This is a genomic window from Flavivirga rizhaonensis (assembly GCF_004791695.1).
GTDB lineage: Bacteria > Bacteroidota > Bacteroidia > Flavobacteriales > Flavobacteriaceae > Flavivirga > Flavivirga rizhaonensis.
Genome location: NZ_SRSO01000008.1, coordinates 25220 through 47598 on the forward strand (window position 1 = coordinate 25220; position 22379 = coordinate 47598).

The 22379-nt window shown below is 33.0% G+C and carries 20 protein-coding genes; 13 read left to right on the forward strand and 7 right to left on the reverse strand.

Annotation, left to right across the window (positions count from 1 at the left end; all coding sequences use genetic code 11):
• Positions 1-2: 2 nt before the first annotated feature.
• The 5 genes from EM932_RS07315 to surE form a co-directional block, all read right to left on the reverse strand.
• Complete coding sequence (locus EM932_RS07315) at positions 3-2039, reverse strand: ComEC/Rec2 family competence protein (RefSeq protein WP_246040961.1); 2037 nt, start codon at positions 2037-2039, stop codon at positions 3-5.
• A gap of 32 nt (positions 2040-2071) precedes the next feature.
• Entirely contained in the window at positions 2072-2617 is a 546-nt protein-coding gene (locus tag EM932_RS07320; RefSeq protein WP_135876535.1) for a C40 family peptidase, read from the reverse strand.
• 191 nt (positions 2618-2808) lie between these two features.
• Positions 2809-3921 (reverse strand): lipid-A-disaccharide synthase, encoded by a 1113-nt coding sequence (gene lpxB / locus EM932_RS07325; RefSeq protein WP_135876536.1) that lies wholly within the window; start codon positions 3919-3921, stop codon positions 2809-2811.
• Positions 3922-3967: 46 nt separating this feature from the next.
• Positions 3968-4252 carry a hypothetical protein gene (locus EM932_RS07330; RefSeq protein WP_246040963.1) on the reverse strand — a complete coding sequence of 95 codons (285 nt, stop codon included), beginning with the start codon at positions 4250-4252 and terminating at the stop codon, positions 3968-3970.
• Entirely contained in the window at positions 4245-5021 is a 777-nt protein-coding gene (gene surE / locus EM932_RS07335; RefSeq protein ID WP_135876537.1) for a 5'/3'-nucleotidase SurE, read from the reverse strand. Before surE ends, EM932_RS07330 begins: the two co-directional genes overlap by 8 nt.
• A 174-nt stretch (positions 5022-5195) precedes the next feature.
• On the opposite strand from surE, the gene EM932_RS07340 reads away from it, so the two are divergent.
• A complete protein-coding gene (locus EM932_RS07340) occupies positions 5196-7340 on the forward strand; it encodes a carboxy terminal-processing peptidase (protein WP_135876686.1) in 2145 nt (714 codons plus the stop codon).
• Positions 7341-7348: 8 nt separating this feature from the next.
• Positions 7349-8443 carry an ABC transporter permease gene (locus EM932_RS07345; protein WP_135876538.1) on the forward strand — a complete coding sequence of 365 codons (1095 nt, stop codon included), beginning with the start codon at positions 7349-7351 and terminating at the stop codon, positions 8441-8443.
• A gap of 64 nt (positions 8444-8507) precedes the next feature.
• Here the strand turns inward: EM932_RS07345 and yihA are convergent, their stop codons facing one another.
• Together yihA and EM932_RS07355 are read right to left on the reverse strand one after the other, a co-directional pair.
• Positions 8508-9113: a ribosome biogenesis GTP-binding protein YihA/YsxC gene (yihA, locus tag EM932_RS07350; RefSeq protein ID WP_135876539.1), complete on the reverse strand. Its 606-nt coding sequence runs from the start codon at positions 9111-9113 to the stop codon at positions 8508-8510.
• Positions 9114-9232: 119 nt separating this feature from the next.
• Positions 9233-9997: an alpha/beta fold hydrolase gene (locus EM932_RS07355; protein ID WP_135876540.1), complete on the reverse strand. Its 765-nt coding sequence runs from the start codon at positions 9995-9997 to the stop codon at positions 9233-9235.
• Between the two features lie 293 nt (positions 9998-10290).
• Between EM932_RS07355 and mraZ the strand changes: the two genes are divergently transcribed.
• The 11 genes from mraZ (at position 10291) to murC (ending at position 22371) form a co-directional block, all read left to right on the forward strand.
• Positions 10291-10761: a division/cell wall cluster transcriptional repressor MraZ gene (mraZ, locus tag EM932_RS07360; RefSeq protein WP_135876541.1), complete on the forward strand. Its 471-nt coding sequence runs from the start codon at positions 10291-10293 to the stop codon at positions 10759-10761.
• Positions 10748-11644 (forward strand): 16S rRNA (cytosine(1402)-N(4))-methyltransferase RsmH, encoded by an 897-nt coding sequence (gene rsmH, locus EM932_RS07365; RefSeq protein ID WP_135876542.1) that lies wholly within the window; start codon positions 10748-10750, stop codon positions 11642-11644. Before mraZ ends, rsmH begins: the two co-directional genes overlap by 14 nt.
• A 62-nt stretch (positions 11645-11706) precedes the next feature.
• Positions 11707-12024, forward strand: coding sequence for an FtsL-like putative cell division protein (locus EM932_RS07370; protein ID WP_135876543.1), 318 nt, complete (start codon positions 11707-11709; stop codon positions 12022-12024).
• Between the two features lie 63 nt (positions 12025-12087).
• Positions 12088-14046: a penicillin-binding protein gene (locus EM932_RS07375; RefSeq protein ID WP_135876687.1), complete on the forward strand. Its 1959-nt coding sequence runs from the start codon at positions 12088-12090 to the stop codon at positions 14044-14046.
• Positions 14043-15506 carry a UDP-N-acetylmuramoyl-L-alanyl-D-glutamate--2,6-diaminopimelate ligase gene (locus EM932_RS07380; RefSeq protein WP_135876544.1) on the forward strand — a complete coding sequence of 488 codons (1464 nt, stop codon included), beginning with the start codon at positions 14043-14045 and terminating at the stop codon, positions 15504-15506. Before EM932_RS07375 ends, EM932_RS07380 begins: the two co-directional genes overlap by 4 nt.
• 1 nt (position 15507) lies before the next feature.
• Positions 15508-16749 carry a phospho-N-acetylmuramoyl-pentapeptide-transferase gene (gene mraY, locus EM932_RS07385; protein ID WP_135876545.1) on the forward strand — a complete coding sequence of 414 codons (1242 nt, stop codon included), beginning with the start codon at positions 15508-15510 and terminating at the stop codon, positions 16747-16749.
• A gap of 165 nt (positions 16750-16914) precedes the next feature.
• Complete coding sequence (gene murD / locus EM932_RS07390) at positions 16915-18246, forward strand: UDP-N-acetylmuramoyl-L-alanine--D-glutamate ligase (protein ID WP_135876546.1); 1332 nt, start codon at positions 16915-16917, stop codon at positions 18244-18246.
• Between the two features lie 98 nt (positions 18247-18344).
• Positions 18345-19538 (forward strand): FtsW/RodA/SpoVE family cell cycle protein, encoded by a 1194-nt coding sequence (locus tag EM932_RS07395; RefSeq protein WP_135876688.1) that lies wholly within the window; start codon positions 18345-18347, stop codon positions 19536-19538.
• 29 nt (positions 19539-19567) lie between these two features.
• Complete coding sequence (locus EM932_RS07400; RefSeq protein ID WP_135876547.1) at positions 19568-19921, forward strand: four helix bundle protein; 354 nt, start codon at positions 19568-19570, stop codon at positions 19919-19921.
• Positions 19918-21018 carry an undecaprenyldiphospho-muramoylpentapeptide beta-N-acetylglucosaminyltransferase gene (murG, locus tag EM932_RS07405; protein WP_407925215.1) on the forward strand — a complete coding sequence of 367 codons (1101 nt, stop codon included), beginning with the start codon at positions 19918-19920 and terminating at the stop codon, positions 21016-21018. Before EM932_RS07400 ends, murG begins: the two co-directional genes overlap by 4 nt.
• Positions 21019-22371 carry a UDP-N-acetylmuramate--L-alanine ligase gene (murC, locus tag EM932_RS07410; protein WP_135876549.1) on the forward strand — a complete coding sequence of 451 codons (1353 nt, stop codon included), beginning with the start codon at positions 21019-21021 and terminating at the stop codon, positions 22369-22371.
• The last annotated feature ends 8 nt before the right edge of the window (positions 22372-22379 follow it).

The following is a 22379-nucleotide window of genomic DNA, read 5'->3' on the forward strand; positions in this document are numbered from 1 at the left end:
TTTCATTTGTTATACTCAATAATAAAAGCTCCCTTTTCGCTAGTTTGATGAAAAGGAAGTGTTCTTTTTTTACAAATAGTTTCCCAATTCTTCATATAAGATTTGTAATTACTTCCATCCGCAATAATATATTTTGGTTTTATAGAATCAATCAATCTATTCAAATTTATTTTTGGAGATTGTCTTAGCAATAGATAATCTGGTTCAAATGATTTTATATTGTAAATTCCTAAACTATCAATAATCAAAAGCTTTTTATGCTTAAGAAGGTAAATAGATTGCAAGAAGTCTTTTTTTACATCATTGATGTGATAGCCAATAGTATAATTTTTTATGATGTTGTTTGCTGCTTGCGATAAGCTGTCAGAATCAGAAGCGACTAAAAAGCTGTTACCTGTGGTATTACCAATAAGACTATGTTTGTTTTTATGAAAAACGATAAACTCATTTGTAGGCTTATTATAATTTGAGTAAATAGCAACACTTTGAAAAATTATGACAGTAATTAGTAAATACTTAAAATTAGAATAACACCATTTTTTTAGAAGTCTTATAAGAGAAATAATAACTAGGTAAGAAGCAATAACATACAAAAGATTAAAAGCAATATCTTCAAGTAAGAAGAAATCTTGTCTTGAAACCCAGGCAATAAAATCATTCATTATACCTATCATTCGGCTATATGCATTCGCTAAAACTTCTGGAAGTATGCCCAAAATAGCTAATAGAATAATGAGTATTCCAAGACCTAAAATAAATCCCAAAAAAGGAATGATTACTAAGTTGGATATAAAAAACAAACCTGGAAATTGATGGAAATAATATAGGCTTATTGGAATTACCCCTAATTGAGCAGAAAGAGTAACAGTGAATGTATGCCAGTAAAAGTCAATTATTCTATATTTTGGTTTCCATCGTTTATATATAAGTGGGTCAACAGTAACAATAGCAAAAACAGCCAAATAACTTAACTGGAAACCAACATCAAATAAAAACATGGGTTTAAAAAGCAATAGTATAAATATAGAAATAGCTAAGGTATTGTATATGTTGGTAGGTCTTTTTAGGTTTGTAGCAATTGTTATAATGCTAAACATAGTAACAGCTCTGGTTACAGACGCTGACAAACCAGCAATAAAGGCAAAGCACCACAAAAGCACTACCAGTAAAATTGTTTTTACAAGTTTTCCATGTTTAAAGCTTTCGATAGGTTTGAGTATTAAACCTAGAATAATTAAAATAATACCAACATGTAACCCAGAAACGGCCAAAATATGTATGGCGCCTGCGTTTGTATAATTAGAATAAACCGTTTTACTAATGGTTTGCCGTTGGCCCAATAATAAAGCATTAATTATGGCAAGTTCGTCTGGTTTAAAATGATAAGATTTTAACTTGGAGTTGATATATTCGCGAATATTGTCGGCAAAACCAAATAGAGTATGTGTATTAGAACTTACCTGTAAAAGTGATTGATTAGAACTAAATATTTGATGGTATATGTATTTATTCTTTAAATAGTTTTTATAATTGAATTGATAAGGGTTTAATGGTTGGTTTAAACTCTTAAAGACTATTTTGCTTATAAATATATCATCAACTTTTAAAGCAGTTTGTGATGAATCTTTTTGAATATTTATAAGGGATCTACCACTTACCTTTTTTCCGTCAATTTCTATAAGGTCAATAACATATTTATCATAGAAATTATCAGATTTTAAAACATCTCTAATTCTAAATGTAACCATTTTAATCGTATCATTTTCTATTGAAATTTGATTTGTATAATGATTAGAAAAGTTTTTTTCGTTATGAAAATTTACAGTTAATACACCTATACCAACCATCGTTAAAAAAGAAAGTAAACCAAACCAATTGGTCTTGGCCATTTTCTTTTTTATAGTAAAGTAAAAGACTGATAAGATAGCAAGAAACCAAGCTGTTATGCATAAAGAAAGATGTAAAGGAATGCTAAAAGAGTAACCAATAGCAATGCCTATAACCAGACAAATCGTTAACTTAATTATTGTAAAATTCATTAATTGCACGCATTTGCAATATATGAAATATCTTACAATATTTTACGTGCTTCCACAAATGCTGATTTCCAATAGCTTTCAGAAAGTTTAGAAACAACAACCCCTTTAGTGGAAGTGGCATGTATAAAAGAGATGTCTCCAGCTTTAGACTTTATAATTAGGCCGACATGATTAATACGGTGTCTTCTATTTTTACTGGTTTTAAAGAAAAGTAAATCACCTTCCTGCGCCTTTTTAAGCGAAATTTTATTACCTTTTTTCGCCATATCTCTAGATATTCTAGGTAATATGATGTCATGTGCTTCGAACGACTTAAAAACCAATCCAGAACAATCCATTCCAGATTTTGTAGTGCCTCCCCATTTGTAGCGAACACCTTCAAATTGCTTTGCGTAGTCTATAATATAATCAGCTTTGGATGGCTTTTTCTTGTCTTTGGCTTTGTAGGCAACTGCTTCTTTTCTGTTCTTTTTACTTATGATTGTTGTTGAAGCTTCTTTTTTATTTCTAGCTCGTTTTGAAGATTTACAGCTAGTAAAGCCTATAATCATTAAAAGAATTAAGATTGTTCTTTTCATATAAATTAAAGTAGGTTTGGGTTACCAATTGTAAATTTATAATAAAATAAGATACGAATAGGTTTTATTTTTTTGGAAGTGGCCTTACTAACGGTAGTTTTATTCTTACTCTGAGTTGATTTATAAGGAAATAGTCAATTTATTTTGAATATCCCCAAGTCCTTATTCTTGGTTCTAATAGAGAAGCGGTCTTAGATCTTTAATTTGTCATAAATCAACTTAGCCGTTTTTTCGCTGGCACCTTTTCCGCCTAAAGCTTTTTCCAGTTCATAATATTCTAAAAATATGGAGTGACGTACATCAGGATTTAAAATATTGTCTAATTCTTGCTTGAGTCTTTTTTTGTTGAAATCATTTTGAATAAGTTCAGTAACCACTTCCTTATCCATAACTAAATTAACTAACGAAATAAATTTTAAAGTAATAATTCTCTTTGCAATTTGATAGGAAAGAGCGCTTCCTTTATAACAAACTACTTGAGGTACTTTAAAAAGAGCAGTTTCTAAAGTAGCTGTTCCGGATGTTACTAAAGCAGCATTAGAGACACTTAGTAAGTCATAGGTTTTATTGGAAATAAATTTAACATCGTAAGATTTTATAAAAGTTTCATAAAAACTATAATCTTGACTAGGAGCACCAGCTATTACAAACTGATAATCTGGGAAATCATCGACTAGGCTTAACATAACCGAAAGCATTTTCGTTATTTCTTGTTTTCTACTTCCCGGTAAGAGTGCAATAATAGGTTTATTGCCTAAGTTATAAGATTCTCGAAATTCAAATTCATCAATTTGTTCGCGATTTGTAATAGCATCAATTAATGGATGCCCAACAAATGTCACATCATAGTCATACTTTTTGTAAAAAGGTTTTACAAAAGGCAGGATAACATACATAGCATCAATATCGCGTTTTATGGCTTTTACTCTACCAGCTCTTGAAGCCCAAACCTGAGGAGAAATATAATAATTGGTTCTAAAATTTTGGAGTTTTGCCCATTTTGCTATGCGTAAATTAAATCCCGAGTTGTCAATAAAAACAATAACATCTGGGTTGAAAGTCTTTATGTCGTTTTTACAAAATGAAATGAGTTTGAAAATTTTAGATAGATTCATGATAACTTCAGAAAACCCCATAAACGCACGCTCTTTGTAGTGTTTAACCAAAGTACCACCCACAGCTTGCATAAGATCGCCTCCCCAAAACCTAATGTCTGCATTAACGTCTTTTTTTAGTAATGCTTTCATTAGGTTAGAGCCATGTAAATCTCCTGATGCTTCTCCGGCTAGAATGTAATATTTCATCTGTCTAAAATTGATTTGTAAAAATACTCAGATGTAACTTCACTATTTAAAAAAGTTTGAAAACGAATGTGAAAACAGCAATAAATACAGTAATCAATAAAACTCCCCTTGCTCTATAATCTTGTTTTTTTCTTATAAAAATAAAGAAGGCTATTAAATTTAAAATAGCGCCTAAACTTATTAATTTACCTAAAAAACCTTCAGATGCTGCAGCTTTAATAACCGTCACAAAGTCATCTCCCCGTCCTAAAAAAGTTGCTGAAAAAAATAAGCCAATAGCATTTGCTATTAAGCCAACAAATATTCCTATAAAAATATCTTTTTTAATCATGTAAATTCCAAGTCTTTAAAGTTTTAATGAATTGATGTGCTGTTAAATCAAATTGAATAGGAACAACAGAAACATACCCTTGTTCTAGTGCCCATTCGTCAGTATCCTCCCCACCATCTAAATTAACAAATTTTCCCGAAAGCCAATAATAATCTTTCCCTTGTGGGGTTTTACGTTTATCAAATTCTTCAACCCAATTTGCTTTAGCCTGTCTGCATATTTTAATACCTTTTATGTCTTCTTTTAAAATATTAGGGATGTTAACATTAAGCACAATGTCGTTAGGTAAACCGTTATTTAAAAGTTGTTCAGTAATCGTTTTTACGTATGTTTTTGATGTTTCAAAATGAGCATTCCATGTATAATCAAGTAAAGAGAAACCAATAGCAGGAATTCCTTCAATACCAGCTTCAATAGCTGCACTCATCGTGCCAGAATAAATAACATTTATAGACGAATTCGAGCCGTGATTAATACCAGAAACACAGAGGTCCGGTTTTCGATCTAATAATTCTCTAATAGCTAATTTTACACAATCAGCAGGTGTTCCAGAACAGCTGTATTCAATTTGTGGGCCGTCATCCATATAAACACGTTCGGCATAAAGTGTGGAGTCTAATGTGATAGCATGCCCCATGCCGCTTTGTGGACTATCCGGAGCAACGACCACAACTTCGCCAATAGTATTCATAATTGAAATTAATGTTCTAATACCCGGAGCGCTTATGCCGTCGTCGTTCGTAACTAATATGAGTGGTTTTTCTGTCATTCAGTACTTTTATGGCATCGCTAAAATACACAATTTCGCCAGTAAACTGTTAATTTCTTTGGTTTAACAAAAAATTTGCATCAATTGCCCATGTTGGCATAATTTTTTCTTTATTTTAGTGAAATATATACATTACTTCTATGAGTAATTAAATACTAATGGATGAAAAAAATTATGAAAAGGAATTATAAAATTTTGTCTCTTTTATTACTGTTTGCATTTGGATCTTGCAGTTTTACTACAAAAAAATTCAGTAATCCAGATAAAGATAAACTACTAATACAAATCATAACATTTGTTTTAGAGCAGGGTCATTTCGATCCTATTGCTATGAATGACAATTTTTCAGCTAAATTGTTTACAGATTATATCGAAATCCTGGATCCAGTGAAGCGTTATTTTCATGAGTCTGATTATAAGGATTTTGAGAAGTATAAATATTTCCTTGATAATCAACTTAAAGCCGCAGAGCCAGAGGTTACATTTTTTAATGTAGTGAATAAGCGTATGCTAGAGCGTATAGAAGAGGCAAAAGAAATTTATAAAGAAGTTCTATCTGAACCTTTTGATTATACTATTGATGAAGAATTCGATACAAATTACGAGCATAGTGAGTTTGTAAATAGCAAAAAAGAAATGAAAGAACGCTGGAGAAAACAACTTAAATTCTCAACACTTTCTAATTATGATGATATAATTGAACAAGAAAAACAGGCAAAAGAAAAAGATCCATCTTATGTAATGAAGACAGATGTTCAAATTGAAAAAGAAGCTCGTGATGCCACTTTAAAATCTATTGATATTTATTTTAATGATAATATTGACGATTTACAACGTGAAGATTGGTTCGCTATTTATGTTAATACTATTGTTGAAGAGTTTGATCCCCATACATATTATTTAGCGCCTAGAGGTAAAGAAGATTTTGATCAACGTATGTCTGGTAAATTAGAAGGTATTGGAGCTAAGCTGCAAAAAAGAATGGACTATATAAAAATAATAGGACTTATTTCTGGAGGTCCGGCTTGGAGAAGTAAAGAACTAGAGGTCGAAGATATTATTTTGAAAGTAAAGCAAGAAGATGAAGAGTTTCCTGTAAATATAGTTGGTATGCGAATAAACGATGCTATTAAATATATTAAAGGGCCCAAGGGTACTAAAGTAACATTGACCATTAAAAAAGTAGATGGAACCGTTAAAGATATTGAAATAGTAAGAGATGTTGTCGAGCTGGTTGAAACCTATGCCAAATCTTCAATAGTAAACAAAGGCGACAAAAAATTTGGAGTTATAAATTTACCAGCTTTTTATGTGGATTTTAAGGACTATAAAAATGTAAATGCGGCCACGGATGTGAGAAATGAAATTGAGCGTTTAAAATCTGAAGGGATGGAAGGCTTAGTTTTAGATTTGCGTAACAATGGAGGTGGTTCACTACCAGCGGTTGTAGATATGGCTGGTTTGTTCATAAAAGAAGGACCAATAGTACAAGTACGTTCTACAGGTGAGGCTAAGGAAGTCCTAAAAGATATGGACAAATCAATTTCTTGGGATGGCCCTTTGGTTATTTTAGTTAATGAAATATCAGCGTCTGCTTCCGAAATTATGGCTGCTGCAATGCAGGACTATAAACGTGCTATTATTATTGGTAGTAAGCAAACGTATGGTAAAGGAACCGTTCAGAATGTTATTAATTTAAATAAGATGCTAAGGAGTAATACCAGTGGAGATTTAGGAGCTTTAGCTTTAACAACCCAAAAGTATTATAGGATTAATGGAGGGTCAGTTCAGCTTGAAGGTGTTAAAAGTGACGTGAGAGTGCCTGGACGTTTTAGTTTTATTGATGTTGGCGAAAAAGATAAGGAAAATCCATTACCGTGGGATGAAATTGATGCTGCAGATTATACACCTTGGAAATACTATTTTGATTACCATGAAACCGTAAAAAGGAGCAAAGAACGTATGGTAAATAATGAGCAGTTAAAGCTTATTGAAGAAAATGCTAAATGGGTAAAAAAGAAAATAGATGAAACTGTTTATTCGTTGAATTATGAAAAATATAAGGCTAAGTTGGATTTAAATGAAGAAGAATCTGAAAAGTTTAAAGCGATCTCGGAATATCAGACAAATTTAACGTTTAAATCACACAGCTATGAGATGTCTCTTTTTCAAAAAGATACTACAGACTTAAAAGAGAAGCGCGAGCGTTGGCATCAGAGTTTAAGTCAAGATGTTTACATTGAAGAAGCACTTAATGTATTAGAAGATTTAAAAATGTCGTACCCTATTAAAAAAGTAGCATCCACGGTAAGAAAATAAGTTTATTTATGAGTCATAAATCAAGCTCATTAAAACAATTAGCGCTCCAAAAGTTTAAAAAGAACTTTTGGGGCGTTTTTAGTTTTTACTTTATCGTATTAGTAGGTCTGGTATCTGTATTCGCCTATATTTTTACGCCAGATGATTCGCAGTATGCAAACCAAATGCATTTGTCAATTCATTCTAAGAAGCCAGGTTTTAAAATTGAAATCCTAACCATTCCATCACAATTAGAAAATCATCAAAGTTGGTTGAGTAAAGTTTTTTTCGGAAAGAAAAACACCGATACCGAAATTCCTATTTCAAAATATTCGATAAAAGAAGGCCTGCTAATGTATAAAGAATATGCAGCAGATGGTTTAGAAGGTGTTGAAAAAACAATTCCATTAAGCCTATTTCCAAATGGTAAAGCAGGTAATTATATAAAAGAAAAGACCTTCCTTTTTGGCACAGATAAATATGGAAGAGATTTATTAAGTCGTGTATTGGTTGGCGCTAGAATATCTTTTTTTATAGGGTTTGTAGCTGTTTTTATTTCGTTGATCATCGGAATTTTTATGGGTAGTGTAGCAGGATATTTTGGAGGAAAAATAGATGCTCTCATTATGTGGATTATTAATGTTACTTGGTCCATTCCAACCTTATTGCTTGTTATTGCTATAACACTGGCTTTAGGTAAAGGTTTTTGGCAAGTGTTTATTGCTGTGGGACTTACTATGTGGGTCGAGGTAGCGAGGGTAGTGCGTGGACAAATAATTAGCGCTAAAGAAATGCAATATGTAACGGCGGCAAGAGCTTTGGGGTTTAATGATTTTAGAATTATTATCAGACATATTTTGCCCAATATAATGGCGCCGGTTATTGTTATCTCAGCAGCTAATTTTGCAGGAGCTATTTTAATAGAAAGCGGTCTTAGTTTTTTAGGTATTGGAGCACAACCACCCATGTCAAGTTGGGGCGCTATGATTAAAGATCACTATAATTATATTATACTAGGAAAACCGTATCTCGCTATTATACCAGGACTTTGTATTATGAGTTTGGTGATGGCATTTATGTTGATTGGTAATGCGCTTAGGGATGCATTGGATGTGAAGAATTAGTAAGAATGGCTGGAGAGCAAGCAAAATATTACTATAGATTAAAATTTAAGAGCTTTGTTTTAAGCTAATTCGTTATCATATTGGCATTTAAAGAATCTATATACCCCAAAACGTCCTCTTTACCAATATCCTTAGATGAAGAAGTTATAAAGTAATTTGGCATCTCTTCCCAGGTTTCTAAAAGAATCATTTTGTAAGCTTCCACATGATTGTCAATAGCTTTTGGTTTTAACTTATCAGCTTTAGTAAAAATAATAGAAAACGGGATACCATTTTCACCTAACCATTGCATAAATTCTAAATCTATAGGTTGTGGATTATGTCTAATATCGACCAAAACAAACGCCGTAACAAGTTGCTCACGTAAGCCAAAATATTGCGTTATAAATTTTTGAAATACTTTTTTAGAACTTTTTGAAACGCGTGCATACCCATAACCCGGTAAATCTACCAAATGCCAATTTTTGTTAATTAAAAAGTGGTTTATGAGTTGCGTTTTTCCAGGTCTACCAGACGTTTTTGCTAAACTTTTTCGACTGGTTAACATGTTTATAAGTGATGATTTTCCAACATTACTTCTGCCAATAAAAGCATATTCAGGCAACATGCTTTTTGGGCATTTTGCAACATCAGAATTGCTCATTACAAACTCGGCAGATTTAATCTTCATATTTTCGTTATTCACAAGACCAGTGCTGAACTTGTTTTAGTAAGGTCGAGAATCTCATTAATTGAACTTGAATTGAACTTGGTTTTTTAATAAAACTTGATTTAGCGGACTTTTAAAACCTAAAACCCTCTTTTATTCAACCACTCATGCATGACTTCATTGAATTCATCCGGATGCTCCATCATAGCTGCATGACCGCATTTGTCTATCCAATACAAGTCAGAATCAGGTAGCAATTCATTAAATTCTTCAGCAACTTCAGGAGGCGTTACATTGTCATTTTTACCCCAGATAATACAAGTTGGTGTATTCATATTAGGTAAGTCTTTTGCCATATTATGTCTTATGGCACTTTTGGCAATGGCAAGTGTTTTTATAAGCTTGTTACGATCGTTTACAGTTTCGTAAACTTCATCAACAATCTCTTTAGTAGCGACTTCAGGATCATAAAAAACCTCCTGTGCTTTCTTTTTAATTACTTCATAGTCACTACGCTTTGTGTAGCCCCCCCCCATAGCGCTCTCATAAAGCCCGGAACTGCCAGTAATAATAAGAGCTTTTACTTTTTCAGGGTATAATTTAGTGTGATATAAACCTATGTGTCCGCCAAGCGAATTTCCTAGTAAAATAACGTCGTTGAAACCTTTAAACTCTATAAAATCATGTAAATATTTAGCAAAGCTTTTTACATTGGTTTTTAACAAAGACATTGTGTATATAGGTAATTCCGGAATAATGATTTTATAGCTTTTTGTACTAAAAAAATCCGAAACGGCATTAAAATTACTTAATCCACCCATAAGGCCGTGTAATACTATAATCGGCGTGCCTTCTCCAGCTTCAAGGTAATTATATTCTTTTTCCTTTTTTAAACGATACATCATTATTTGTTGGTCACTGCATTAAAAACAAATATAGTTAATTCATTCATATTTTAACTATATAAATTATTTGGCAAAAATAATACTTTCTATGAGGAATGTTGATAAAACATATGTTATTAAATTTTTGACTTTAACATCTTGATAGTAAGAGTTCAGCGTCTTTTTTTTAGATCAAAAACGTTTTTAACTCTCATTTAGTCGAAAAATTATTAACAAAGTGGTATAAAGTGGTAAAATGTGGTATATTTTTCAATATATTTGAAAATTAAACGTTAAAATTTCAACAAACTGCTTTGGACTTAATAACAGGGACATACGATTGTAAAGTTGATGCAAAAGGAAGATTGATGATGCCTGCTGCTATAAAAAAGCAGTTGTCTTCTATTCTGCCTGACGGTTTTGTGTTACGTCGTTCTGTGTTTCAAAAATGTCTGGAGTTGTATCCAATGGGAGAGTGGCAGATTTTAATGCAAAAAATGAATAAGCTTAATAAGTTTAAAAAGAAAAACAACGATTTTATTCGCAGGTTTACTGCGGGGGCAAAAATGGTTGAAGTAGACATTAACGGGCGTTTGTTAATTCCAAAAGACTTAACAGTGTTTGCTGGTATTTCGAAAAATATAGTGGTGGCTTCGGCTATAAACATAATCGAAATTTGGGATAAAGATTTATATGAACAAGCTATTGACGATGCGGCTATTGATTTCGCAGATTTAGCAGAAGAAGTAATGGGACAAGACGACGATGACAATGGAATATCATAACCCTGTATTATTGAAAGAAACCGTAGATGGTTTGGCTGTCAAAGAAGATGGTGTTTATGTAGATGTAACATTTGGAGGTGGTGGCCACAGTAAGGAAATCTTGAGCAGGCTTGGTGAAAATGGAAAGTTGTTTGCTTTTGATCAGGATGAAGATGCTCTTGGAAATGCGATTGATGATCCGCGGTTTACATTAATTCATGAAAACTTTAGATATATAAAACGGTTTTTGCGCTTTCATGGTGTAAAGCAAGTAGATGGGGTTTTGGCAGACTTTGGAGTTTCTTCGCATCAATTTGATGTTGCCGAACGAGGATTTTCTACACGTTTTGAAGCGGACTTAGACATGCGTATGAATCAGCAAAATAAGTTGTCTGCTTTTCATGTGGTAAACGAATATGAAGAAGAGCAATTAAAGCAAGTGTTTTTGCAGTATGGAGAATTGCGTGCTGCACCAGCTATGGCAAGATTGATAGTTGAGTATAGAAGAACAGAGCCAATAATAACCAGTGAGCAATTAAAAAGTGTGCTGAGGAAATTTTTGCCACCACGACATGAAAACAAGGTGTTGGCTCAGATTTATCAAGCTATCCGAATAGAGGTAAATCAAGAAATTGAAGTTTTAAAAGAGTTTTTAGAACAAACACCGGAAATTTTGTTTAAAGGTGGTCGGTTAAGTTTTATATCCTATCACTCTCTGGAAGATAGGTTGGTGAAACGTTTTATTAGAAATGGGATGTTTGAAGGGGAGCCTGAGCGAGACATGTTTGGGAATTTTGAAGTGCCATTAAAAAAGGTGAATGGTTTGATTGTGCCATCAAAAGAAGAAATAAATATTAATAGTAGAGCTAGAAGTGCAAAGTTGAGAGTTGCTGAAAAAATATAGAATTATAAAAAAATATGGTGAAAATTTCCCTTGGGGGAAATGTCCGTAGGACAATGGGGCTAATGAAAAAAAATATCTATAACATATTAAAAGGGACTTTCTTAGTAAGTGATGATTCTTTTAAGAATTGGAGGTTTATCATTTTTATTTCTGTTTTAGCAATTATAATGATAGCAAGCTCGCATAGTGCTGATAAAAAAGTATATGAAATTGCCCGATTAAAAAATGAAGTTAAAGAAATGCGCTCGGCTTTTGTTGATAGGCGTTCCAAGCTTATGAGGCTTAAAATGGAGTCGGCAGTTATTAAGAAAATGAAAGAAAAAGGTATATCGCCTTCGGTGATCCCGCCTAAAAAAATAAAAGTAAAACCTCAAAAATAAAGCGAGTCTTTGGCAGTAAAAGAGAAAGACATATTAAACCGATTGTATTTTATAGCAGGATGTATGTTCGTCTTTGGGCTTGCTGTGATGTTTAAACTGTTAAGCATTCAGTTTTTGCAAGGAGATAAGTACCGTTCTTTAGTTGATAAAAGAGATATTCAAGATATTACTATTCCGGCAAACAGAGGTAATGTGTACGCTAACGATGGTAGTTTGTTGGCAACATCCATCCCTAAATATAATATAGCAATAGATGCTGTAACGTCACAGCGGAAAACCTTCGAAGAATTTATAAAGCCATTATGCGATTCTCTTTCGGGTTATTTGGGGAAATCTTCAAGCTATTATGAGAGAGAAATAAGAAAAGCTAGGTTAAATAAGAATCAATACTACCTATTAGTTAAAAATATTAATTACACAGATTATGTCCGGTTTAGAAATTTTCCGCTTTTAAAACGGGGCGCTATTTCTGGAGGATTAATTGTTGAGCAAAAAACGAAACGAGAATTTCCTATGGGGAGCATTGCAAGGCGTACTATTGGGTATGAGCGATTTGATGAAGATGGGAATGTAACCAGACCAGGTATTGATGGTGCTTTTGGATTAAAATACTTAAGAGGAACAGACGGAATAAGAAAAAAACAGAAAATAGGTAACGGTAAGTGGAAGCCAATGACCGATCATAATCAAGTGGAGCCAAAAGATGGTTATGATGTGTATACAACTATAGATGTTAATATTCAAGACATTGCTCACCATGCACTTTTAAAACAATTAAATAAGTATAAGGCTGAACACGGTTGCGTGGTGGTTATGGAGGTAAAAACAGGGGAAGTTAGAGCTATTTCAAATTTGGGTAGAACGACTAAAGGGGTCTATTATGAAAAATTAAATTATGCAGTAGGAGAAAGCCATGAACCAGGTTCTACGTTTAAGGTGATGGCGATGATGGCAGCTTTAGAAGATCGAGTTATTGATACGTCTACAATTGTTGATACTAAAAAAGGTAGAAAAAGATTTTATGGTAGATATATAAATGATTCTCATCATGGGGGATATGGAGAAATTTCGGCAGCTCGTGCGTTGGAGGTTTCTTCTAATATTGGTTTAGCTACTATAATAGATAAGCACTATTCAGATAATCCTAAAAAATTTATAGATAGACTTAAAGAATGGGGCTTGAACAAACCTTTAGGTGTTTCTATTATAGGAGAAGGAGAGCCTGATATTCCTGAGCCAGGTGGTGAAAAATGGAGTAGAAATGCATTGCCTTCTATGGCATATGGTTATAATTTAGAGTTAACACCACTTCAAACCTTGGCTTTTTATAATGCTATAGCAAATGATGGAGAGCTAGTAAAACCAAGGTTCTTAAAAGCAGTAAAAGAATTTGATAAAGAAATAGAAACCTTCAATAAGGAAGTAATTAAGAAAAAGATTTGTTCTGATGAAACTCTAAATAAGATACGAGAAATTTTAAAAAATATAGTGATTAGAGGTACAGGAGAGAAGTTGTACTCTGAAAATTTCTCAATGGCAGGAAAGACAGGGACTGCAAGAACCGAATATTGGATGAAAGGTTGGGAAGACGATAAAAGATATATATCCTCATTTTCAGGATATTTTCCTGTAGAAAACCCAAAATATTCATGCATAGTGGTTATTCATAAGCCAAGTACAGAAATTGGGTTTTATGGGGCAGATGTTACAGGGCCAGTATTTAAAAGAATAGCACAAAAAATATATACAGATACTCCAAGGGTTGATGAGGTGAGATCTCTTAAAATTAAGGTTGCTTCGGCGGAAAAAGAATATGAAAGTTTTTATAAGACAGCGAGCACTTATAGAACGATAATGCCAAATGTTATAGGCTTACCTGCAATGGATGCTTTGGCGCTTTTAGAGAATATGGATGTTAATATAAAAGTGGAGCTTAGTGGGAATGGTGTTGTAAAATCGCAATCTGTTAATAAAAGCGAAAAATTAAAAGATAATCAAATAGTGGTTTTAAAAGCATCATGATGGTATTAAAAGACATATTGTACAAGGTAAGTATTAACGCGGTAGTAGGGAGTACAAGCGTTAGTATAGGTACTGTTGATTTTGATTCTCGGAAAATTACAATTGGAGATTTGTTTGTTGCCATTCGTGGAAACATTGCAGATGGTCATGATTTTATTGATATCGCTATAAATAATGGGGCTATTGGGGTTGTGTGTGAGACATTGCCAGCAACATTAATGGATGGTATTACTTATGTAGAGGTTGGTAATTCCAGCAGAGCTTTAGCTATGATAGCATCAAATTATTATGAGGCTCCATCAGAAAACTTAAAACTTGTTGGAGTTACAGGAACCAATGGAAAAACAACCATAGCAAGTTTATTATATCAATTATTTAAAAAAGCAGGTTACAAAGTAGGGTTATTATCGACAGTGAAAATAATGGTTGATAATACTGAGTATAAAGCAACACATACAACTCCTGATTCATTAACTATAAATAAATATTTAAAGGAGATGAACAGTGTAGGAGTTGAATTTTGTTTTATGGAAGTGAGTTCTCATGGGATTCATCAACACAGAACGGAAGGCTTGTATTTTGAAGGCGGCATTTTTACAAATTTATCTCACGATCACTTGGACTATCATAAAACATTCTCAGAGTATAGAGATGTTAAGAAAGCATTTTTTGATGGACTTTCAGAGGACGCTTTTGCATTAGTGAATGTCGATGATAAAAATGGACTCATTATGCTCCAAAATACAAAAGCTAAAAAGTTCACTTATGCTTTAAAAGGCTATGCAGATTATAAGGCTCAAATTTTAGAAAACCAATTTAGTGGTCTATTGCTTAAAATAAATGATAGTGAGGTTTGGGCCAGGCTTATAGGAGGTTTTAATGCTTACAATATATTGGCAATTTACGCTACCGCTGAATTGTTGGGCTTAGAAAAGGTTGAAATATTACGCTTAATAAGCGAATTGGATAATGTAAGTGGGCGATTCCAGTATTTAATTTCTGATGAAAAAATCACAGCTATAGTAGATTATGCACATACACCAGATGCATTGAAAAATGTATTAGAAACTATTAATAGTATTCGAACTAAAAATGAAGAATTAATAACGGTAGTTGGTTGTGGTGGAGATAGAGATAAAACCAAACGCCCAAAAATGGGGCATATAGCTTCGGCTTTAAGTACAAAAGTCATTTTTACAAGTGATAATCCGCGTAGTGAAGTCCCTGAAGATATTCTTAATGATATAGAAAAAGGTGTTGAACCTCAGAATTATAAAAAAACATTAACAATAGTAGATAGAAAACAAGCCATAAAAACAGCCTGTCAATTAGCCCAGCCTAACGATATTATTTTAATAGCAGGAAAGGGGCATGAAACATATCAAGAAATTAAAGGCGAGCGCTTTGATTTTGATGATTATAAAATAGTGCAAGAATTTTTAAAGCAAATACAAAAATAACATGTTGTATTATCTATTCGATTATTTAGAAAAACAGTTTCAATTTCCTGGAGCAACTCTTTTTGGTTTTTTAACTTTTAGAGCTGCTTTAGCAATGATTTTGTCGTTGCTTATTTCAACAATATATGGAAAACGGATTATTCGTTTTTTGCAAAGACAGCAAGTAGGTGAGACTATTAGGAATCTAGGGTTAGCTGGGCAGCAAGAAAAAGCAGGAACACCTACTATGGGAGGGGTTATTATAATTCTGGCAACTTTAATTCCTGTGTTATTATTGGCAAAACTGGAAAATATTTACATCATTCTATTGATCGTAACAACGCTTTGGATGGGTGTTATTGGTTTTATTGATGATTATATTAAAAAATTTAAAAATGACAAAGAAGGTTTAAAAGGGCGATTTAAGATTCTTGGGCAAGTAGGGCTTGGTATTATAGTTGGAGTGACTTTGTTTTTCCATTCTGATGTTACCATGAAAGAAAAGCTTCCAGTGGCCGAACAACAAATTCTTTTAGCCGAAAATCCTAAAGTTGAAGCTTCAAAATTATTTAAGGATGAAATTAAGTCAACAAAGACAACAATCCCTTTTGTAAAAGGAAATGAATTTGATTATGCAGATTTAGTAACATGGATAAGTCCGAGTTTAGGAAAGTATGCATGGATTATTTTTATTATGATAGTCATTCTTATAATTACGGCTGTTTCAAACGGTGCTAATTTAACAGATGGTATTGATGGTTTAGCAGCAGGAACTTCGGCAATAATAGTGCTTACTTTGGGGATTTTTGCATGGGTTTCTGGTAATATCATTTTCTCAGATTATCTCAATATAATGTATATCCCAAGAGTAGAAGAGATTACTATTTATATCGCTGCTTTTGTAGGAGCATTAATAGGATTCTTATGGTATAACACATTTCCAGCTCAGGTTTTTATGGGAGACACAGGAAGTTTAACCATTGGAGGTATTATCGCTGTGATAGCTATTGCAGTTCGTAAAGAATGGCTAATTCCAGTATTGTGTGGCATCTTTTTAGCTGAAAACCTATCGGTGATCATGCAGGTGAGTTGGTTTAAATATACTAAGAAAAAATATGGAGAAGGACGTCGCATTTTTAAAATGTCACCACTTCATCATCACTATCAAAAATCGGGATATCACGAAAGTAAGATTGTAACCCGATTTTGGATTGTAGGTATTCTGTTAGCGATTCTTTCAATTGTAACATTGAAAATCAGATAATAGTTGTCATTCCGGAGTTTATGCTGAGCGTAGTCGAAGTAAAGGCAGGAATCTCATAATCGTGAAAAAGAGAAATAGAGTTAGAAAAGTGATAAAAGAAATTTATATAAAAACAATTAATAAAAGCAGAGTGGTAAGTCCTTACCCTTTGGGGAAGGATTTAGGATGGGGCGCTTAGTCATATTAGGAGGAGGAGAAAGTGGTGTTGGTACAGCGCTTCTGGGAAAAGAAAAAGGCTATGATGTTTTTGTTTCAGATAAAGGAATAATTAAAGAAACATATAAACAAGTTCTTATACATAATGAGATTGAATGGGAAGACGAAAAGCATTCTGAAGATAAAATTCTGATTGCAGATATCATCATGAAAAGTCCGGGCATACCAGATGAAGCACCTCTAGTAAAACAAATTCATGGTAAAGGAATATTGGTGGTATCTGAAATTGAATTTGCATCTAAGTTTACTAATGCTACTATTGTTGGGATTACTGGAAGTAACGGAAAAACAACAACGGCATCCTTGGCGTATCATATTATAAAGCAAGAATTAAATGTAGGTTTAGCGGGCAATATAGGAGATAGTTTTGCTAAACAGGTTTTAGAAAAGGACTTTGAAAATTATGTGTTAGAGATTAGTAGTTTTCAATTAGATGATATCGTCAATTTTAAACCACATATAGCTGTCATTACAAATATAACACCCGATCATTTAGATAGATATGACTATCAATTTGAGAAATATATCGCGTCAAAATTCCGAATAGCAATGAATCAAACGAAAGAAGATTATTTGATTTATGATGCAGACGATAAAGTAATAGAAAATCATCTAAAAAATAACCCGGTTCAATCAACATTATTGCCATTTTCATTAACAAAAAACATCGAGAATGGTGCTTGTTTAGAAGATAATAAGATTAAAATAGCAATAAATAACAACCAAATAATTATGCCAACAACAAATTTAACATTAGAGGGAAAACACAACATAAAAAATGCTATGGCTGCTTCGACAGTTTCGCATTTACTGAGAATTAGAAAGCAAACCATAAGAGAAAGCTTAGAGAATTTTCAAGGCGTTGAGCATCGTTTAGAACAGGTTTTAAAAATTAATAAAGTTCAATACATAAACGACTCTAAAGCAACTAATGTTAATGCTACGTATTATGCGTTAGAGAGTATGGATTCTCCTACTGTTTGGATTGTAGGAGGAGAAGATAAGGGAAACGATTATGAAGAATTATTTCCTTTTGTAAATGAAAAAGTGAAGGCTATTATTTGTTTAGGAGTTGATAATGAAAAACTAATGAGAACCTTTGAAGGTATGGTAGATATTATTGTTGAAACACAATTTATGAGTGAAGCTGTGAAAATCGCCTATAAAATTACAGAAGCTGGAGACAGTGTTTTATTATCGCCAGCATGTGCAAGTTTTGATTTATTTCAAAATTATGAAGATCGAGGACGTCAATTTAAAAATGCCGTAAGAAACTTATAATCGCTTGTCATTCCTGCGAAGGCAGGAATCTACAAGTATAAAGTATAATTAAATAATAATTTCTTCCCTTTGGGAAGATGTCCGATAGGACAGATGGGATGCAAACAGTATTTAAAAACATAAAAGGAGATCGATTGATTTGGGCCATAGTAACGTTGTTGGCTATAGCGTCGTTTTTGCCTGTTTATAGTGCTGCAAGTGATTTAGCATACGTCAAGCATAACGGCAATACATTTATTGCATTCGTAAAGCATTTTATGCATTTGTTTTTAGGGTTTGCTATCATGTATGGCGTTCATAAAATACCATATCGATATTTTAAAGGCTTGTCTTTAGTTATGATTCCAATAGTTTTGGTGTTGTTGATTATTACGATGTTGCAAGGCACGGTAATGGGAGGTGCTAGCGCTAGCAGATGGATTAAAATACCTATTGTGGGTATGTCTTTTCAAACATCAACTTTTGCATCAGTTGTGCTTATGGTTTATGTGGCGCGATACATGTCTAAAATTAAAGATATTAATGTGACATTAAAGACATCCATTTTACCGCTTTGGATACCTGTATTCTTAGTTTTAGCGTTGATCTTGCCATCTAACTTTTCAACAGCAGCTATTATGTTTTTAATGATTATATTCTTGGTTTTTTTAGGCGGGTATCCCATACGTTATTTAGGAGTTATTTTAGGTTCAGGCTTGCTAGCACTAGTCTTCTTTGTAATGTTTGCCAAATTAACAACAGGACCATTGCATGTTAAAGTAACAACATGGGAAAATAGAATAAAAAACTACTCGAATAGCGAAGATACTGAAGCTGACTATCAGATAGAAAAGGCAAAAGTAGCTATAGCATCAGGTAGAGTTTTTGGTGTAGGACCTGGTAAAAGTATCCAAAAACATGCCTTGCCACAATCATCATCAGATTTCATTTTTGCAATTATTATTGAAGAATATGGCTTAATAGGAGGGTTTACAATTATAATTCTTTATATGTGGTTGTTATTTAGAATTATTATTGTATCTCAAAAATCTGATACCATATTTGGTAAGCTTTTAGTGCTAGGTGTTGGATTGCCAATAGTATTTCAAGCGTTAATTAATATGGCGGTAGCTGTAGAGTTATTTCCGGTAACCGGGCAAACATTACCATTGATAAGTAGTGGAGGAACATCGATTTGGATGACATGTTTGGCTATTGGAGTTATTCTAAGTGTGAGTGCTAAACGAGAAGAAATTAAAGAACAAGAATTAAAAGAAGATAATCCGTTAGAAATTTTATCAGAAACTATCTGATTTTAGATTTTTGAATTACGATTTGTGAGATGAAACAAATATTAAAAAATAGAATAAAGAAATATGCAGCAGATTGTTGGGATTTATGCACGAAATTTCCAATTTCAAGAGAGTATAATGCATTTTGTAATCAATTAATTAGATGTTCTAGTTCTGTTGGAGCAAATTATAGAGCAGCATGTAGGGCAAAATCAGATGCAGATTTTATAAATAAACTAAAGATTGTAGAGAAAGAAGCTGATGAAAGTATGTACTTCTTAGAGTTGTTATTAGAAATAAGTGATAAAGAGCATGCGCAAATAAAAAGATTGCATGCTGAAGGTAATGAACTTTTATCAATAGTAGTAGCATCGATAAAAACAATGCGTAATCGTAAATCGTGAATCAAAAGTATAAAATCATATTATCCGGAGGAGGAACAGGAGGGCATATTTACCCTGCCATTGCTATTGCTAATGAGTTAAAGTCTCGTTTTCCAGATGCAAGGTTTCTGTTTGTGGGGGCTAAAGATAGAATGGAGATGGAAAAAGTACCACAAGCTGGATATGATATTAAAGGGCTTTGGATTTCTGGAATTCAGCGTAAGCTAAGTCTGAAAAATTTGGTGTTTCCTTTTAAGTTAATTAGTAGTCTTTGGAATGCGAGAAGAATAATAAAATCGTTTAAGCCAGATGTAGCGATAGGAACAGGTGGCTTTGCTAGTGGGCCATTGTTGTATGTAGCGGCATCAAATAAAATTCCAAGTTTAATACAAGAGCAAAATTCGTATCCTGGAATTACTAATAAGTTATTGTCTAAAAAAACACAAAAAATATGTGTGGCCTACGATGGTTTAGAACGTTTCTTTCCTAGCGAAAAAATTATAAAAACAGGGAATCCAGTACGTCAGGACTTATTAGATGTGGATAGTAAAACAGTCGAAGCTAAAGAGTTTTTTAATCTAAAACATGGAAAATATACACTCTTGGTTTTAGGAGGAAGCTTAGGGGCAAAAAGAGTGAATGAGTTGATTGAGAATAAACTAGATTTTTTGGATATGCAAAATGTTCAAATAATATGGCAGTGCGGTAAGTTGTATTACCAGCAGTATAAGATTTATAATAATACAAAGCATGTACAGGTTTATGAATTTTTAAATAATATGGATTTTGCTTACGCCGCGGCAGATATTGTCATATCTAGAGCAGGAGCAAGTTCGGTTTCAGAATTGTGTATAGTAGGTAAACCGGTCATTTTTATTCCATCTCCAAATGTGGCAGAAGATCATCAAACAAAAAATGCGATGGCGATTGTGGATAATGATGCGGCGATGTTAATTAAGGAATCGGATTTGGATGTGGATTTTGAAAACAAGTTCTCACAACTTGTAGCATCTCCTGAAAAGCAAAAAGAATTAGGAGATAACATAAAGAAATTGGCATTGGTAAATGCCACAAATCAAATAGTGGACGAAGTAGTAAAGCTTTTGAACAAAGAATAAATGAATTTGAACAACATACATAATATTTATTTTATTGGTGTCGGAGGTATCGGGATGAGTGCTTTGGCTCGTTATTTTCATGCCAACAATAAACGTGTTGTGGGCTATGATAAAACCCAAACTGAGATAACAGATAGTTTAGTCGCTTTGGGTATTGAAGTTCATTTTGAGGATGCGGTTGATAATATTCCTGTTTCTTTTTTAGATATTGAAAAAACACTAGTGGTTTACACACCTGCAATTCCTAAGAATCATTTGGAATTAAGCTATTTTAGTGCACGTAAATATAGAGTATTAAAGCGTTCTCAAGTTTTAGGATTAATAACTGAAAATACATTTTGTTTAGCCGTTGCAGGAACCCATGGAAAAACAACTACAACAAGTATTTTGGGACATTTAATGAACGAGTGTGATGTGCCCATAACTGCTTTTTTAGGAGGAATCAGTGAAAATTACAATTCTAATTTAATATTAAATGGCACAGAGGTTTCCGTAGTCGAGGCAGATGAGTTCGATCGATCTTTTTTGACACTGTCTCCAGATTTTGCTTGTATTACATCTATGGATGCAGATCATTTAGACATCTATGGAGATCCTTCAGAATTAAAAAAATCATTTGAAGATTTCTCAAAAAGATTAAAACCTAATGGAAAATTATTTATTAGAAATAGCTTGCCATTACAAGGTATTACTTATGGCATAGAAGATAATTCAGATTACTCAATACAGAATATAAAAATTGAAAACGGAAGCTATGTTTTTGAAGTAAAAACACCAAAAACGATCCTCGAAAACGTACAATTTGACTTGCCTGGTAGGCATAACCTATTGAATGCATTAATAGCTTTGGCAATGGCTTTAGAATATGGTTGTTCTGCTGTTCTGCTTGTTAAAGCATTGGCTTCTTATAAAGGAGTTAAACGCAGATTTACCTATCATATAAAAACCGATGATTTGGTTTTTATAGATGATTATGCACACCATCCGAAGGAAATTAATGCCGTACATCAAGCTGTTAGAGAAATGTATCCTAACAAAAAAGTATTAGCTGTTTTTCAGCCACATTTGTATAGTAGAACACGTGATTTTATAGATGATTTTGCTGTAAGCTTATCACAGTTTGACGAATTGATATTACTAGATATTTATCCAGCTAGGGAGTTGCCAATTGAAGGCGTAACATCAACATGGTTATTAAATAAAATAAATAATAAAAATAAGCAGTTGGTAAGTAAACAAGAATTGTTGTCTGCTATTCACGATAGTGATGCGCAAATTATACTAACAATAGGAGCTGGAGATATTGGAGAACAAGTGAAACGTATTAAAAAAGAATTTAGTATTGCGGGTTAATTGGAGTT

Coding starts and splice junctions, on each gene's coding strand:
- EM932_RS07315 (WP_246040961.1), bottom strand. CDS start 2,039: ATGAATTTTACAATAATTAAGTTAACGATTTGTCTGGTTATAGGCATT.
- EM932_RS07320 (WP_135876535.1), bottom strand. CDS start 2,617: ATGAAAAGAACAATCTTAATTCTTTTAATGATTATAGGCTTTACTAGC.
- lpxB (WP_135876536.1), bottom strand. CDS start 3,921: ATGAAATATTACATTCTAGCCGGAGAAGCATCAGGAGATTTACATGGC.
- EM932_RS07330 (WP_246040963.1), bottom strand. CDS start 4,252: ATGATTAAAAAAGATATTTTTATAGGAATATTTGTTGGCTTAATAGCA.
- surE (WP_135876537.1), bottom strand. CDS start 5,021: ATGACAGAAAAACCACTCATATTAGTTACGAACGACGACGGCATAAGC.
- EM932_RS07340 (WP_135876686.1), top strand. CDS start 5,196: ATGAAAAGGAATTATAAAATTTTGTCTCTTTTATTACTGTTTGCATTT.
- EM932_RS07345 (WP_135876538.1), top strand. CDS start 7,349: ATGAGTCATAAATCAAGCTCATTAAAACAATTAGCGCTCCAAAAGTTT.
- yihA (WP_135876539.1), bottom strand. CDS start 9,113: ATGAAGATTAAATCTGCCGAGTTTGTAATGAGCAATTCTGATGTTGCA.
- EM932_RS07355 (WP_135876540.1), bottom strand. CDS start 9,997: ATGATGTATCGTTTAAAAAAGGAAAAAGAATATAATTACCTTGAAGCT.
- rsmH (WP_135876542.1), top strand. CDS start 10,748: ATGGAATATCATAACCCTGTATTATTGAAAGAAACCGTAGATGGTTTG.
- EM932_RS07370 (WP_135876543.1), top strand. CDS start 11,707: ATGAAAAAAAATATCTATAACATATTAAAAGGGACTTTCTTAGTAAGT.
- EM932_RS07375 (WP_135876687.1), top strand. CDS start 12,088: ATGTTCGTCTTTGGGCTTGCTGTGATGTTTAAACTGTTAAGCATTCAG.
- EM932_RS07380 (WP_135876544.1), top strand. CDS start 14,043: ATGATGGTATTAAAAGACATATTGTACAAGGTAAGTATTAACGCGGTA.
- mraY (WP_135876545.1), top strand. CDS start 15,508: ATGTTGTATTATCTATTCGATTATTTAGAAAAACAGTTTCAATTTCCT.
- murD (WP_135876546.1), top strand. CDS start 16,915: ATGGGGCGCTTAGTCATATTAGGAGGAGGAGAAAGTGGTGTTGGTACA.
- EM932_RS07395 (WP_135876688.1), top strand. CDS start 18,345: ATGCAAACAGTATTTAAAAACATAAAAGGAGATCGATTGATTTGGGCC.
- EM932_RS07400 (WP_135876547.1), top strand. CDS start 19,568: ATGAAACAAATATTAAAAAATAGAATAAAGAAATATGCAGCAGATTGT.
- murC (WP_135876549.1), top strand. CDS start 21,019: ATGAATTTGAACAACATACATAATATTTATTTTATTGGTGTCGGAGGT.